At 64.5% G+C, this 15,253-nt stretch carries 9 protein-coding genes; 5 read left to right on the forward strand and 4 right to left on the reverse strand.

Annotated features, from left to right (window positions below; all coding sequences use genetic code 11):
* Nucleotides 1-76: 76 nt before the first annotated feature.
* From AB5T46_RS18405 to AB5T46_RS18415, 3 genes are all read right to left on the reverse strand, one after another.
* Complete coding sequence (locus tag AB5T46_RS18405) at nucleotides 77-2,386, reverse strand: S9 family peptidase (protein ID WP_370565539.1); 2,310 nt, start codon at nucleotides 2,384-2,386, stop codon at nucleotides 77-79.
* A gap of 352 nt (nucleotides 2,387-2,738) precedes the next feature.
* On the reverse strand, nucleotides 2,739-3,440 hold the full coding sequence (locus AB5T46_RS18410) for a glutathione binding-like protein (protein ID WP_370565540.1): 702 nt from the start codon (nucleotides 3,438-3,440) through the stop codon (nucleotides 2,739-2,741).
* A gap of 377 nt (nucleotides 3,441-3,817) precedes the next feature.
* The gene (locus AB5T46_RS18415) at nucleotides 3,818-6,394 is read right to left on the reverse strand and encodes a glycoside hydrolase family 3 protein (protein ID WP_370565541.1); all 2,577 of its coding nucleotides are present in this window, start codon (nucleotides 6,392-6,394) and stop codon (nucleotides 3,818-3,820) included.
* Between the two features lie 277 nt (nucleotides 6,395-6,671).
* Here AB5T46_RS18415 and AB5T46_RS18420 point away from each other — a divergent pair, with 277 nt between their 5' ends.
* The 5 genes from AB5T46_RS18420 to AB5T46_RS18440 all read left to right on the forward strand — a co-directional run bounded on the left by AB5T46_RS18420 (nucleotide 6,672) and on the right by AB5T46_RS18440 (nucleotide 14,478).
* On the forward strand, nucleotides 6,672-7,682 hold the full coding sequence (locus AB5T46_RS18420; RefSeq protein ID WP_370565542.1) for a LacI family DNA-binding transcriptional regulator: 1,011 nt from the start codon (nucleotides 6,672-6,674) through the stop codon (nucleotides 7,680-7,682).
* Nucleotides 7,683-9,774: 2,092 nt separating this feature from the next.
* Nucleotides 9,775-13,197: an RHS repeat domain-containing protein gene (locus tag AB5T46_RS18425; RefSeq protein WP_370565543.1), complete on the forward strand. Its 3,423-nt coding sequence runs from the start codon at nucleotides 9,775-9,777 to the stop codon at nucleotides 13,195-13,197.
* 35 nt (nucleotides 13,198-13,232) lie between these two features.
* Nucleotides 13,233-13,721 (forward strand): hypothetical protein, encoded by a 489-nt coding sequence (locus AB5T46_RS18430; RefSeq protein WP_370565544.1) that lies wholly within the window; start codon nucleotides 13,233-13,235, stop codon nucleotides 13,719-13,721.
* Between the two features lie 12 nt (nucleotides 13,722-13,733).
* Nucleotides 13,734-14,018: a hypothetical protein gene (locus AB5T46_RS18435; RefSeq protein WP_370565545.1), complete on the forward strand. Its 285-nt coding sequence runs from the start codon at nucleotides 13,734-13,736 to the stop codon at nucleotides 14,016-14,018.
* A 4-nt stretch (nucleotides 14,019-14,022) separates the two neighbouring features.
* Nucleotides 14,023-14,478, forward strand: a complete 456-nt coding sequence (locus AB5T46_RS18440; protein ID WP_370565551.1) for a substrate-binding domain-containing protein — start codon at nucleotides 14,023-14,025, stop codon at nucleotides 14,476-14,478.
* Between the two features lie 97 nt (nucleotides 14,479-14,575).
* Here AB5T46_RS18440 and AB5T46_RS18445 read toward each other — a convergent pair.
* Nucleotides 14,576-15,253, reverse strand: a 678-nt coding sequence (locus tag AB5T46_RS18445) for a 2-dehydro-3-deoxygalactonokinase (protein WP_370565546.1), incomplete at its 5' end; no start/stop codon positions are given.

Genomic DNA, 15,253 nt, shown 5'->3' on the forward strand with positions numbered 1-15,253 from the left:
TCGGCTATGCGGGCTCCGGAGCCGGGAGCAGCGGAGCAAGCTCCGCTCTACGCAGGCGGGAGCCGGCGCGCGATGTTCAGTGTAGGCAGCGGTCGAAGAACGATGCGCTCAACCGATAGCGGTGCAGCGCGTCCTTGCCGCGCAGGCCGTGCTTGGCGCCGGGATAGGTCATCAGTTCGAACGGCACGCCGGCCTGCTGCAGGGTACTCATCAGCCTGGTCGAGTTGGTGAACAGCACGTTGTCGTCGGCCATGCCGTGGATCAGCAGCAGGCTGTCCGGGCGGATGTCGCCGGCATGGGTGAACACGCTGGCCTCGCGGTAGCCGTCGACGTTGGCATCCGGCAGGTGCATGTAGCGCTCGGTGTAATGGGTGTCGTACAGCGCCCAGTCGGTGACCGGCGCGCCGGCCACGCCACAGGCGTAGGCGTCGGGCGCCTTGCCGAGCAGCATCAGGGTCATGTAGCCGCCGTTGGACCAGCCGTGCACGCCGATGCGTTCGCCGTCGATCCACGGCTGCGCGCGCAGCCATTCGACGCCCGCCACCTGGTCCTCGACTTCCACCGTGCCCTGCTTCTCGTACAGCGAGCCGCCGAAGGCGGCGCCGCGGCGCGGCGTGCCGCGATTGTCGAGCGAGAACCCCACGTAGCCCTGTTGCGCCAGGTACTGGTTGAAGAACGCGTCGGCGCGTCCGGGCCAGGAATCGATCACGGTCTGCCCCGCCGGGCCGCCGTAGACGTACACCACCACGGGGTGGCGCCGCGCCGGATCGAACCCGGCCGGCCGGATCAGGTTGTAGTGCAACCGGGTGCGGCCGTCGGCGGCGGTCAGGGTGCCGAACTCGGTCGGCAGGTGCGCCTCGCGGAACGGTGCGTAGGGGTGTTCCGGATCGTCCAGGTCGTTGTCGACGAGCGCGGCGACGCGGCTGCCGTCGGCGCGGAACAGCTCGACCTGCGGCGGCGTGCGCGTGTTCGACCAGCTGTCGACGTAGACGCTGGCGTTCTTGGCGAAGCTGGCGTCGTGCAGGCCGGGCGCCTGCGACAGCCGCTCGATCTCGCCGCCGGCCAGCGGCACTGCGTAGATCTGTTTTTCGGTCGGCGATTCGCGCCCGGCGCTGAAGTACACGCGGCCCGCGTCCTGGTCCACCGCCAGCAGCTCGTCGACCGGCCAGTCGCCGACGGTCAGGGCGGTCAGTTCGCTGCCGTCCTCCGACGCCAGGTACAGGTGCTCGAAGCCGCTGCGTTCCGAGCTCCACAGGAAACGGCCGTCCTCGAGGAAGCGCAGGCTGTCGTGCAGCGGCACCCAGGTCGTCGAGGTTTCGGTGACCAGGATCCGCTGCGCGCCGGTCGCGAACGTGGTCTCGACCAGTTCCAGCGTGCGCTGGTCGCGCGATTGCCGCTGGAAGGTCAGCCGCTGCGGATCGCGCCAGTCCACGCGCGCCAGGTAGATGTCCGGATCGTCGCCGAGATCGACGCGCAACGGCGCCGCCGGGCCCATGCGCGTCTGCACCCGCACCGTACGCGGGCCGTCGGCGGTATCGATGCTGCCCTCGCGCGTCGGCGGCGGGCCGGCATCGGCCAGCCGCATCACCCGCAGCTCGATCCGCACGTTGGGATCGCCGGCGGCGGGGTAGCGCTGTTCGACCACTTCGGTGCGGTCGGCGTAGACCTCGTAGCGCTTCTGCACCGGCACCGACGATTCGTCGATGCGGGCGTAGGCGATCGCCGAGTCGTCCGGCGCCCACCAGTAGCCGGTATGGCGGCCCATTTCCTCGTCGGCGACGAACTCGGCGACACCGTTGCCGATGGTGTCGGATCCATCCTCCGTCAGGCGGAGTTCTTCGCCGCTGGCCAGGTCGATCACCCACAGGTCGCGCTCACGGATGAAGCTGACGTAGCCGCCTTCGGGCGAGAGCTTCGGGTCGGTGGCGAAACCGCCGCCGTCGGTGAGCCTGCGCACCGCATCGGCGCCGGACTTCGACAGGTCGTACAGGTACAGCTCGCCGCCGAGCGGGAACAGCAGCCGCCGCGCGTCCGGTGCCCATTGGTAGTCGACGATCCCGGAAAAGCCGGCGATGCGCTGGCGCTCGCGGCGGGCCTTTTCCTCGTCGCTGAGCGTTTCCTCGCCCGGCAGCAGCATCTGCGAATCGACCAGCATGCGGGTCTGGCCGCTGTCGACGTGGTACTCCCACAGGTCGAGCCGGTTGCGGTCCTCGTCCTTGCCGCGCAGGAAGGTCACGCGCGAGCCGTCGGGCGCGATTTTCGGCTTGGTCAGGGTGGGCCCGGACAGCGCCGCATCGCCGGTGATGGCCTCGAGGGTGAGCTTGCGATCGTCGGCGAGGGCGGTGGTGGCGAGCATCAGGACGGCGGTGGTGAGCAGGGGACGCATGGTCTCTCCCGGCGGGCGGAAGCGCCAAGTCTACCGGCACGCTCCAGCCAGCCGCCCCTCGTAGGAGCGCGCCATGCGCGCGATGCCGCGCCAGGCAGTCCTTTCCGCTACGACGAAGCAAGCCCCGTCGCCACGGGCGGTGTCAGTGAATCGCCCGCACCTCAAGCCAAAGAAGATGAAGGGTTGGTCCATCGTGATGGGCTTGGCTATTGATTGGCACCGCCCGTGGCGACGGGGCTTGTCTCACCGCAACAGAGAAGACTGCCTGGCGCGGCATCGCGCGCATGGCGCGCTCCTACGACAGTGGATTCCGGGGTCTGCGCCGCGCCCGCGGGAACGCCGCCGCGCCGGCTCAGGCCCGCGCCGGCGCCTTGCCGAACAACTTTTCGCGCTCCTCGTCGCCCAGCGGCTTGCCCGCATCCGGATTGACCTGCCGTGTCAGCGCATACGCGCGCTGCGTGGCGGGACGCGCGGCGATGGCCTCGTGCCAGCGCCGCACCTCGGGAAACGGCGTCAGGTCGAGCGGTGCCTTGTCGTACGGGTCGGTCCAGGGATAGCTGGCCATGTCGGCGATGGTGTAGTCGTCGCCTGCGATGAAGGCACGGCCCTGCAGCCGCTTGTCCAGCACGCCGAGCAGGCGCGTGGCCTCGTTGCGGTAGCGCTCCATCGCATAGGGGATCTGCTCCGGCGCGTAGACGTGGAAATGTCCGTACTGCCCGGTCATCGGGCCGAGCCCGCCCATCTGCCAGAACAGCCATTCCAGCGTCTCGATGCGGCCGCGCGCATCACCGGGCAGGAAGCGCCCGGTCTTCTCCGCCAGGTACAGCAGGATCGCGCCGGACTCGAACACGCTGACCGGTTCGCCGCCGTCGGCGGGTGCATGGTCGACGATCGCCGGCATCTTGTTGTTCGGCGAGATGGCGAGGAACTCCGGCGCGAACTGGTCGCCCTTGCCGATGTTGACCGGCTTGATGGCGTAGTCGAGCCCGGTCTCCTCGAGAAAGAGGGTGATCTTGTGGCCGTTGGGGGTGGGCCAGTAGTACAGGTCGATCATCGTGCCAGCTCCGCTGGGGGGGAGTGGGCGAGTGTAGCCAGAGGAAGTGAGCCGGCCGTGGCGACGGATGCAACGGAGCGTCGCGGGAGCAGCCGTAGAGCCGAGCTTGCTCGGCTGTGCGGGCTCCGGAGCCGGGAGCAGCGGAGCAAGCTCCGCTCTACGGAGCCCGGAGCCGGCTCGCATGTGCGTGGCCCCCCGTAGAGCCGAGCTTGCTCGGCTGTGCGGGCTCCGGAGCCGGGAGCAGCGGAGCAAGCTCCGCTCTACGGAGCCCGAAGCCGGCTCGCATGTGCGTGGCCCCCCGCATAGCCGAGCTTGCTCGGCTATGCGGGCTCCGGAGCCGGGAGGGCAGCGGAGCAAGCTCCGCTCTACGGGTCCGGTCAGTTGGTGGCGCAGTCGAGCCGGTGGTCGGGGTCGGTGCCGGCGGCGATCTCGGACAGCGCCAGGGTCAGCCCCGCGCCCGAACGGATCGCGAACGGCATGTCGATCCTCGACATGTCGGCGCCGGCCACGCGCAGGCACTTCAGCGGCACGCCGGCGCGGACCCATTCGCCGCGCGGCAGTGAGGCCAGCCACTCGCGCACCGGCAGTTCGCCGGCGCAGCCCTCGCCGCAGCCGGCGACCAGGGTCACCTCGCCCTGCGGCACTTCGTCCACGCGCAGCAGCATCGTCAGCAGCACGTCGCCGTTGGTCTGGCGGTTGAGGTCCAGCGGCTGCGCCGCGGCCAGTTCGACCCGCGCGTCGCCGGACCATTGCAGCAGGCGCGCGTCCTCCTGCGCGCTGCGGTCGATGCCGGCCATGGACAGGCTGCCGTCGCCGGTGGCCACGCGCGAGCGCGTCGCCTCCACGGCGTCGCCGTCGGCGCCCACCAGGCGCAGCTGCAGGCCGTCGGCCGCCTCGCCGCGGAGGAAGTACACGTTGGCGGCGGTCTGCGCGCCGTCGACGCCGGATTCCTCCGGCAGCGACGCCAGGTCGCCGTCGTCGCCGTAGCCCAGGCCGAAGCCGAATGCGAACAGCGGGTCGTAGTCCGCCTGGCCGACGTTGTTGACGTACTGCGTGGCGGTGCGCGGCCAGGAGAAGCTGAGCTTGCCCTTGAAGTCGTGCTGCACCTCGCCGTCGGCGCCGCGCAGCAGCACGTCGGCGATGCCGCCGCCCGCCGAACCCGGCAGCCAGGCGGCGACGAAGGCATCGGCGGCGTTGATCTCGCGGTTCATCCACAGCGGCCGCCCGCTCAGGAACACCGCCACCACCGGGATGCCGTCGGCCTTGAGCTTGCGGATCAGCTCGAGGTCGGCGTCGTTGCCGGGCTTGTACAGCAGGTGCGGGATGTCGCCCTGGAACTCGGCATAGGGATCCTCGCCGAACACCACTACCGCCGCGTCCGGCTTCTGCGTGTAGCTGCCGTCGACGGACAGTTCGGCGTTGCCGCCGGCCGTCTCGACCTGCGCCTGCAGCCCGTCCCAGATCGAATCGGCATTGGGGAAGTCGGCACGCGTGGTGCCGGTACCCTGCCAGTTGAGCGTCCAGCCGCCGGACTGCTTGCCGAGATCATCGGCGCCGTCGCCGGCCACCAGCAGCCGTTGTTTCGGGTGCAGCGGCAGCACGCCGCCCTGGTTCTTCAGCAGCACCAGCGATTCGCGCACCGCCTGGCGCGCGACCGCGCGGTGCTCCGGCGCGCCGAGCAGTTCGAACTTGCCGCCGAGCGCGCGCTCCGACGGCTTGCCGGCCTCGAACAGGCCAAGCCGGAACTTGACCCGCAGGATGCGCCGCACCGCCTCGTCCAGGCGCGCCATCGGGATCTCGCCCGACTCGACGTGTTTGAGCGCGCTCTCGTAATAGCCGCGCCAGCTGTCCGGCGCCATCAGCATGTCGACGCCGGCGTTGAACGAGGCCGGGCAGTCGGTGCTGCTGCAGCCGGCGACCTGGCCGTGGCCGTTCCAGTCGCCGACCACGAAGCCGCCGAAGTTCATCCGCCCCTTCAGCACGTCGGTCAGCAGTCCCTTGTGGCCGTGCATCTTGACGCCGTTGAAGCTGTTGTACGAAGCCATCACCGCCTGCGCGCCGGCGGCGATCGCCGGCGGATAGCCGGCGCCGTGCACGTCGCGCAGGATCGCCTCGCTGACCTGGGTATCGCCCTGGTCGACGCCGCCGGTGGTGCCGCCGTCGCCGAGGTAGTGCTTGACCGAGACCATCACCCGCGATTCGCCGAGGAAGTCGTCGTCGCCGACGCGGCCCTGCAGGCCTTCCACCACCGCCGGCGAGAACTCGGCCACGATCTCCGGCGATTCCGAGTACCCCTCGTAGCTGCGGCCCCAGCGATCGTCCTGCGGCACCGCCACGGTCGGCGCGAACGCCCATTCCATGCCGGTGGCGCGGGTCTCGATCGCGGTGATGCGGCCGATCTCGCGCATCAGTTCGGCGTTGCGCGTGGCGCCCAGGCCAATGTTGTGCGGGAACAGCGTGGCGCCGACGATGTTGCTCTGCCCGTGCACCGCATCGATGCCGAAGATCACCGGAATTGCCTTGCCGCCGCCGCTGGTGTCCATCGAGGCCTCGTACATCGCATCGGCCAGCGCCAGCCATTCGGCCGGGCTGGCGTTGTAGCGGCCGTCCGGATCGGAATTGCCGCCGGCCAGGATCGAGCCGAGCCGGTACTTGCGCACGTCATCGGGAGTGATGCTGGCGATGTCGCCCTGCACGATCTGGCCGACCTTCTCCTCCACCGTCATCGTCGCCAGCAGCGCATCGATCCGGTTCTCCAGTTCCGGATCCTCCGGCAACGGCCAGGCCACGTCCGGCCATTGCGCCGGGGTGACCTCGGAGCTCAGCGGCTGGCCGTCGGCTGCCGGAGACGGCGGTGCGGAGGCCGTGTCGGTGTCGTTGCCGGATTGCGTGCAGCCGGCCAGCGCCAGGGCCAGTACGCCGATGCACAGGGGCTGGGTCCAGATCGTCGTCATCAATTGTGTTCTCCGCAGTCGTTCGCTGGCTGTTCCGGTGGCATGGATGACAGCGTTGTCAAGATCTGTGCAGAATAGCGCAAGCAGCCGGCGGTGCTTGTTGCACCACGGAAAAGCGCCGGTGGCCCGCGTCGATCATGGCGTTGGCGATGCCCGCATGGAGGATGCGCCCCCATGAATCCACTCCCGCCGCCGCCGCGCGTGCGCTGAGATGCCCGTGCGCGTGCATCTGGCAAACTCGCAGCCGGTGGTCGGGACCGACCAGGGACCAGGCAACATGCGAATCCGCATCGAGGACGTGGCCGCCGCCGCCGGCGTGTCGATGAAGACCGTCTCGCGCGTGCTCAACCACGAGCCGAACGTCGCCGACGCGACCCGGCAGCGGGTCGAGGCGATCGTCGAGAAACTGCGCTACCGCCCGCATCCGTCGGCGCGCACGCTGGCCGGGCGGCGCTCGTACCTGGTGGCGATGCTGTACGACAACCCGTCCAGCAACTACCTGATGGAGGTCGAGCTGGGCGTGCTCGACGCCTGCCAGGCGCACCTCTACAACCTGATGCTGGCGCCGCTGGTCTACGACGCGCGCGACATCGTCGCCAAGGTCGAGGCGCTGATCGACCAGTCGCGGCTGGACGGCGTGGTGCTGACCCCGCCGATCACCGACGACCCGGCGCTGCTGCGGCGGCTCGACGAACTGGACGTGCCGTACGCCAGCATCTCGCCGATGGAGGCGCACCGGCGCATCGGCGTGACCGTCGACGAGCAGAACGCGGTGTCGGAAATGATCGCGCACCTGGTGCAGTTGGGACACCGGCGCATCGCCCACATCAAGGGCCATCCCGCGCACGGCGCCAGCGGCTGGCGGCTGGCAGGCTACCGCGAGGGCCTGAAGCGCGCCGGCATCCGCTTCGACCCCGCGCTGGTGGCCGACGGCGAGTTCTACTACGACTCCGGCTTCGCAGCGACCAATCGCCTGCTCGACCTCGAGCGCCCGCCGACCGCGATCTTCGCCGCCAACGACGACATGGCCGCCGGCGCGATCTGCGCGATCTGCGAACGCGGCCTGTCGGTGCCGGGCGACGTGTCGGTCTGCGGCTTCGACGACACCCCGATCGCGCGGCACATCTATCCCGCGCTGACCACGGTGCGCCAGCCGACCCGCGAAATGGGACGCCTGGCCGGCGTCGAACTGCTCAAGGCGATCCGCGACCGCGCCGCGGGTGCGATGGTGGTCGTGCCCTACGCCCTGCAGCTGCGGCGTTCGACAGGGCCTGCACCTGCGCGTTGATTGCACCGTTCGCTCAGGTCCGCCCCGGTGCGGCGACGAGTGCGTCGTTCGTCCGACGCTCCCCCACGTAGGAGCGCGCCATGCGCGCGAAGCCCGCGTACACCCAGTCGCATGCGTATCGTGTGCACATGATCATCATCTAGGTTGCTGCAGAGGGGCGGGAAGTTCGGCCTGCAAACGCATCAAAGGCCTTCGAGCAGTTACTCAAGGGTGGGGTCGGCCAGCGCTTCCTACGATCCAACAACATCCCTATTGCCGTCCCGCGATAAAGCTGATATATCACGCGACAGCGCTATGAGGATGCCGGCCGTCAATCTGATGCCGGAAACATGGGGGGTTCGGCCCGCAGCGGGCTGAAGATGGAGCGGGAGAGCGTTAATAATGACCCGATTGACTTGTCTTGTGCGGCCAATTCCTGCGCTGCGCGCTCACTGTTGCGCAACAATCCCGTGAGCTCTCGAGAATAGGTTAATGATCCTCTCTCGATCTTTCGGCGCGGCTCGCCTGCTAAGTTGGAGAGGTAGGCGGCAAAGAATAACTCGTATCGAGTGAATTCCGTTGAACGCATTGGCTTCGAAAGGGGTTTTTCGTGTGAGGGGCAGCCGGGAATAAGGATAAGGCGGATGTTATCGTTACCGCTAAATATAAGGAGCAGGGGATAGATATGAAGAACATGAAGGGGATTTTTGCATTTTTCTTCCTTATTTCATGCACTGCAGTTGCGCCAACTGCAGCGCATGCAGTGGGTGTGTCGGTCGAGGATCTGTATGCGCACACAACCAAGGGCGTGACCTCGGTTGAGTCGCTTAGTGCAGATTTGTTTGGGGATAAAACAACGCTATCGGACGGCTCGACGACCTTTCATGTTACTGATATCACTATCGCCACGAATAGCGGCCTTCCAATGACCCTCGGGCGAAAGCTGGTTGTTAACACCGACAACGCGGGAAGTGCGACAGAGGGTGGCCCAGGTTTCTATACAACGATATTTGGAAGATATTGGGAGCTAGATACGCCCTACATGATGGGGACGTACTCGCGAAATGGTTGGTTAGGTTCTAGCGGTAACGAAAATCGCTGTAGCGAAGGCCTCCGTCCCCCTAACGCCCTGAGTGAAGGGGGCTCGTCATCGGCCAGGACCAATTTCCCGCCCGAGGATTACTGGAGCGGAGTTCACATCAATATTCCTGGGCAAGGTGAAGAGTTATTGTTTCCAGGCTCTGGAGATGGTCCTCGCCCGAGCGCCTCATACAGTAAAGTCACCCGATCCAATTGGCGTGCAGCATGCACTCCCCTTAGCAATGGGGCTGGCGAAGGATTCCTTGTCGTTCTTCCGGATGGGACAAAATACACATTCAACTGGATGACAAGTCGGGCGGCAAGAAATATACATGGCACGTTATGCAACGTAGGTGCTGGTTGTTGGACTGGGACGCTACTTTATAGGCGTAAGTTCTTCATTTACGCAACCAAAGTCGAGGACAGGTTTGGAAACTGGGTTGCTTACAACTACGACAGTAACCCGCACCGACTGCTTTCCGTTACCTCAAGTGATGGTGCGAGAATCGATCTGAACTATCATTCAGATGGCAGTGGCAGACTGATAAGCGCGGTCAGTGGGCCGAGAACGTGGGCCTATGAGTATGACTCCGCCGGGCTTAAGTCTGTGGTCTTGCCTGATAATTCACGTTGGACGTATGCCTATGACAACTTGGTTGGCTTATCCTGGCCCGGAAGACCGGTTATACAGGGCTGCCAGATTGATGTTGCTGGAAGAACTTCCTCTCAGGCGCCGCCGCAGGCACAAACTGGATCTTTAACTATCACTCATCCATCGGGAGCGGTAGGAAGCTTCCGAGTCAGGCCTCTTATCCACGGCACAAACAGAACGCCTAATAGTTGCCAGGGTAGTCAAGGCTCAGAATATTGGATCTCCGGGGTCCCCAAGGCCTATCAAGCTGTCTCACTTTATTCGAAAGAGATATCTGGCCCTGGTGTTCCGGTGCGGCAGTGGAGCTACTTCTATCAGCCCAGCTGGAGCTGGAAAGAGGAGTGCCAGTCAACGAGTTGCGGCAGCACCTCGCAAACATTGGTGACAGGCCCGGACGATATAGTCACACGGTATATTATTGGCAACGATTATGAAGTAAACGCCGGACAGGTTCTGGAGGTAAGAACTGAGAAGGCGGGTGTTGTCGTTAACCGCGTTGTGTCGAGCTATGTTCCCAATGCGCAAGGGCAGCCGTTTCCTGATTCATTCGGCTCCAACATACACCAGAAGCAAAATTTCTTTGCCAATAAGCTGCGGCCGTTACGATCTACCACAATCGTCCGGGATGGAGTGACATTCGTTTCAACTGTCAACGCTTTTGACGCCTTCGCCCGCCCATTGAGCGTTACCAAATCCAGCACGGTCGCAGGAAATCCCAGCAAGACGGAAATCACCGCTTATCACGACAACCTGCCCAAGTGGATCCTGGGCCAGCCGGCCAAGATGACCGTCAACGGCATCGTCGCCTCGCAGACCGACTATGACGCCACCTATGCGTTGCCGATCAGGTTTTATAGCTTCACCCAGCTCAAGCAAACGCTGACCTACGACACGACCGCCTCGCTGGCCAGCGGCCAGCGCGGAACGATCAGGACGGTCGTCGACGGCGGCAACAACACCACTACGCTTGGCAGCTGGTACCGCGGCATTCCGCGCGCGATCACCTATGCGGATGGGAGGTCGCAATCAGCAGCGGTCAATGCCTCCGGCTGGATCACCCGCGTCACCGACGAGAACGGCTTCGCCACCAACTACGCCTACGACCCCATGGGCCGGCTAAGCCGGATCACCTATCCGACGAGCGATACGGTGGCATGGAACCCAACGACAATCAGTTTCGCGAAGTCAGCAACAGGCGTCTATGGGATTCCGGCGGGTCATTGGCGGCAAATCATCGCAAACGGCGACAGCCGCAAGGTGACGTACTTCGATGCGCTATGGCGGCCGCTGGTCGTGCGCGAATACGACAATGCCAACAGCGCCAGCATTGCCGCGACGGAACGATTCATCCGCTATGCCTACGACCATGAGGGTCGGGTCACCTTTGCTTCCTATCCCAGCGCGAGCTACAACCCGACTGCGGGCACCAGGACCGTGTACGACGCGCTGGGCCGGCAGACGTCGGTGACGCAAAGCAGCGAACTAGGGCTCTTGAAAACGACGACAGAGTATCTCGCCGGCTTTCAGGCTCGTGTCACGGATCCACGGGGCAATCAAACGCATTACCGCTACTTGGCTTGGGATCAGCCCACGACTGACTTCATCACCCGAATCATTCAGCCGGAAGGGGCCTATACCTACTTCGGACGCGACGCGTTCGGCAAACCCCTCTACATCACCCGGCGCACCGCCGACGGAAGTGTCAGCCTGGCTCGGCGCTATGTCTACGGCGGCGCAGAGCGGCTCTGCATCGTCACCGAGCCGGAGACCGGCTCGACGGTCTACGGCTTCAACGGGGCCGACTTGCTGGTCCAAACCGCGGCGGGGCTGACGCTCCCCAGCGGCATCAGTTGCCGTGACGCCAAGACCCAGGCCTGGTCGTCGGGCCGGCGCGTGGACCGGAGCTACGACAAGCGCAATCGCCTCACGTCCGTGACCTACCCGGACAACCTGGGCAATACGAGCTACAGCTATACCCCGGACGGCCTATTGGCGCAGGTGCTTATCGACAATGTCGGCAGCGGTCTGGTCTATAACAACTACATCTACAACAAGCGCCGGCTGCTGACCGGTGAGTCGATGGACTGGAACAACATCAGCTACGGCATCGGCTATGGTTACAACGCCAATGGACACCTGGCCTCGCATGCCTATCCGGGAGCCGTGACGGTGGCCTACGCGCCCAATGCGCTGGGCCAGCCCACCCGGGCCGGCGGATGGGCCACCGATGTGAGCTATCACCCCAACGGATCGATCAAGCAGTTCACCTACGGCAACAGCATCGTCCACAAGACGACCCAGAATGCCCGCGGCCTGCCGGCTCGCATCGTCGACTTCTACGGCGCCTCATCCGTGTACATGGATGATAGATACGTCTACGACGGCAACGGCAACGTGGAAGCGATTGGCGACGCGCGCAGCGGGAACCGCGGCGACCGTGTCATGGCGTACGATGGCCTGAACCGGCTGACCCGGGTGGACTCGAACATGTTCGGGACGGCCCGCTATGCCTACGATGTGCTGGATAACCTGCGCCGGGTTCAGGTCGGCGCCACCGCTATGCGCGCGGCACGCGACCACACCTACGAGTACGATGCACGGAACCGGCTCAGCCGCATCGTCAACACCACGGGCGGGGCGACGGTGACCAGCCTGGGCTACGACCTGCAAGGCAACATCACCAGCCGCACCGGCGCCAGCTACGACTTCGACTTCGGCAACCGGCTGCGCAGCGCCAGTCAGGACGGCACGAGCAGTAGCTATGTGTACGATGGCCACGGGCGCCGGGTGCGCGATTACATAGGCGGCTCCAAGTACACCCAGTACAGCCGCGACGGCACGCTGATGTTCGCGCGCAACCTCCGCGGCACCAATGCCAACGAGCAGTACATCCACCTGGGCGGCCGCCTGATCGCCATCCGCTCCCACAACCGCGACACCGATTCGGTCGTGACCCAGTACCAGCACACCGACGCACTGGGCAGCGTGGTCGCCCGAAGCAGCCATTCGCGTGGCAGCGTCATCTACAGCGAATACGAGCCCTATGGGGCATTGAGCAACCGGCCCAACCATGATCGGCCGGCGTATACCGGACACGTGCAGGATGCCGCGACCGGGCTGACGTACATGCAGCAGCGCTATTACGATCCGGTGATCGGGCGGTTCCTCAGCATGGATCCAGTGACGGCATATGAAACTAGCGACTACAGGTACTTCAATCGTTACGCTTACGCATTCAATAATCCATACAAGTTTACAGATTCGGATGGACGTTGCCCTACTTGCACTTTCAACCCCAAATCCATTGCTGCAATGGCGTCGCAGGCGCGAGTTTCTCAGGCGCAGAAATCCGGAATAGAGCAAGCCAGGGCAAAATCAGCATTCATCCAGGTCGAGGGTGTAGCTCGAGGTGGATCGCCCATAGTTAATGGGAACGTGCAGACTGGCGTTGGCGTATTGATTTCTCCGAAAGGAGTTGATGTCTACCAAACAAAGTCGGCGACAGTTGGAGCTATGGGAGATTCGGTGTCTTTGATTGATGGATCGGGGACGCCTGGCTTTGTTTTGGGCGCTGTCGTCGGCGGTTCTTTGACGGGTGGCATTACAAACGCCGACGGAATCCAAGCATTCAGCGGCGCAACTACGGAAGGAGACCTTTCGGCAGGGCCGGTAACAGTCAGTGCAACATCTAATGGAACTGGCATTTGGTCGTTGAGCGGAGGGCTTGGTGCGGGACCTGCGGCAAGTGTCAGCCAGCAACAGATTGAGACGACGAGCGTGGATCTTAGCCGTGATAGGAGATAGTGGCATACTCTGCGCTATATCATTGAAGGTTCTTTATGATTAATCGCTATTTACGGGCTAGTTCGATGAGGTTGGGGGGGCTGTCGATTGCATTGTGGGTCATATTTTCCGGATTTCCCTTCTCGCAGAATGCTGTCGCTCAAACCAGCGGCATTGATCGAATATCAGGGAGATATGAGTATGTCCGGTACGTATTTTTGACGCCTGACGGTTTTCAGGGAAATCTTTCGGATCTAGGTGCGAGTGAAGCCGTGCTGGAAATTTCCCCCGACATGAGCATGAAGCTATTGCTAAAGATGGCGAACGGAAGTACGAAGGTGGAGCGCGCTCATATCTCTTACTTGCAAGTCATGGGCGATCATGGGTACTGGTTAGCGAAATGGAAAGATGTTTCTGGCTTTGTTCGCGGTGAATTCGAGCTAGGCGATGACACGATCGACTACGTGGTCGATTTTACGGATCAGAACGGCCTTGACCGGGTTGGGATGCAAGAGCGTGCAACGCTTAAGCGAATCATGGATTGATCAAGCGAGCCGATGAGTACTAATGGGAAAATTGTGCTAGCGCTGATGGTGGTGCTGACCGTCAGCGTTCTTATTGCTGTCGTCGGGCGAATTATCGTATTTATGATTCTGCGCCATAAAGGTGTGCCCGCCTCCTTCTTCTGCATACATCTACCTGGATATCTCGCCAGTGTCTGCTTAGACTTTGACTCTAAGGTTAGTGCAAGTCTCCTTAGGTTGGCCAGAGTGGCAGATATTGCGCTTGTGGCGGTGCTTATTTGTGCTGCCGCGCTTCTTGCGTTAGAAATATTCAAATAATCTGATCGTCCATGAAGCACAAGGCCCGGGCTGGCGGCTGGCGGGCTACCGCGAGGGCCTGAAGCGCGCCGGCATCCGCTTCGATCCCGCGCTGGTGGCCGACGGCGAGTTCTCCTACGAGTCGGGCTTCGCCGCCACCGACCGCCTGCTGGACCTGAAGCGCTCGCCGACCGCGATCTTCGCCGCCAACGACGACATGGCCGCCGGCGCGATCTGCGCGATCTGCGAACGCGGCCTGTCGGTGCCGGGCGACGTGTCGGTCTGCGGCTTCGACGACACCCCGATCGCGCGGCACATCTATCCGGCGCTGACCACGGTGCGCCAGCCGACCCGCGAGATGGGACGCCTGGCCGGCGTCGAACTGCTCAAGGCGATCCGCGACCGCGCCGCGGGCGCGATGGTGGTCGTGCCCTACGCCCTGCAGCTGCGGCGTTCGACAGGGCCTGCACCTGCGCGGTGACATCCGCGCCGGTATCCGCTGCGGACACGCGCGGTGAATCGCCGCGGATGTGCGCGATCGGCGGTGCACAGCGGCCAGCGTGGCGCGCGCCGGGCGTTCAGGCGAGGCCACAGCGGCGGGCCAGCAGGGACAGGCCGTCGGCCGCCAGCTGCTCGGAGTGACGGTGGGTCTCGATGTCGAGCGCGGCGAGGGCGCGAGTATAGGCATCGAGTAGCGCGTCGTTGCCGATCAGGTGCACCGGAGAGCCGGCGGCCTTCACCGAGGCGGGCAACAGCGAGCGGACTTCGTGTCCGATCAGCAGGCCGGAGAGATAATCCGACAGGTGCTCGGCGGGTAGGCTGTCGAACAGTACATGCGCGCGCGCGCCGAACAGATGGTGCAGCAGGCCGCCGTCGGCGGCGCTGTCGTGCAGGCCGCGGTCGAATGCCTCGGCCTCGGCGGTGCCGGTATCTGTACCGGTGTGGCCTGCGCCTGCGGGCGCCAGCTCGGCCAGCGTGCCGTGCCGGCACAACAGGTCGAACAGCTCGCCGGTCATCGCGGTCGCGATCGAGACGATGCGGCCGTCGTTCGCCTCCACCCATTTGCTGTGGGTGCCGGGCAGGCAGATGACATGGCGGCCGCGGCCGAGCCGCTCGAGCAATGCCAGCACCTGGGTTTCCTCGCCGCGCATCGCGTCGCCGGCGCCGGTGTGGTCGGCCATGCCGGGCACGAACCAGAGCCGGCGGCCCGGCAATTCGGGTGCATCGCAGGATCGCAGCGCCGCCGCAAGTTCATT

This window comes from Luteimonas salinilitoris (assembly GCF_041300785.1).
In the GTDB taxonomy this organism is placed as follows: domain Bacteria; phylum Pseudomonadota; class Gammaproteobacteria; order Xanthomonadales; family Xanthomonadaceae; genus Luteimonas; species Luteimonas salinilitoris.

What these genes read in the sequence shown, in the direction of transcription:
- AB5T46_RS18415 (WP_370565541.1), bottom strand. Translation starts at nt 6,394, where the DNA reads ATGACGACGATCTGGACCCAGCCCCTGTGCATCGGCGTACTGGCCCTG.
- AB5T46_RS18430 (WP_370565544.1), top strand. Translation starts at nt 13,233, where the DNA reads ATGATTAATCGCTATTTACGGGCTAGTTCGATGAGGTTGGGGGGGCTG.
- AB5T46_RS18420 (WP_370565542.1), top strand. Translation starts at nt 6,672, where the DNA reads ATGCGAATCCGCATCGAGGACGTGGCCGCCGCCGCCGGCGTGTCGATG.
- AB5T46_RS18405 (WP_370565539.1), bottom strand. Translation starts at nt 2,386, where the DNA reads ATGCGTCCCCTGCTCACCACCGCCGTCCTGATGCTCGCCACCACCGCC.
- AB5T46_RS18410 (WP_370565540.1), bottom strand. Translation starts at nt 3,440, where the DNA reads ATGATCGACCTGTACTACTGGCCCACCCCCAACGGCCACAAGATCACC.
- AB5T46_RS18435 (WP_370565545.1), top strand. Translation starts at nt 13,734, where the DNA reads ATGAGTACTAATGGGAAAATTGTGCTAGCGCTGATGGTGGTGCTGACC.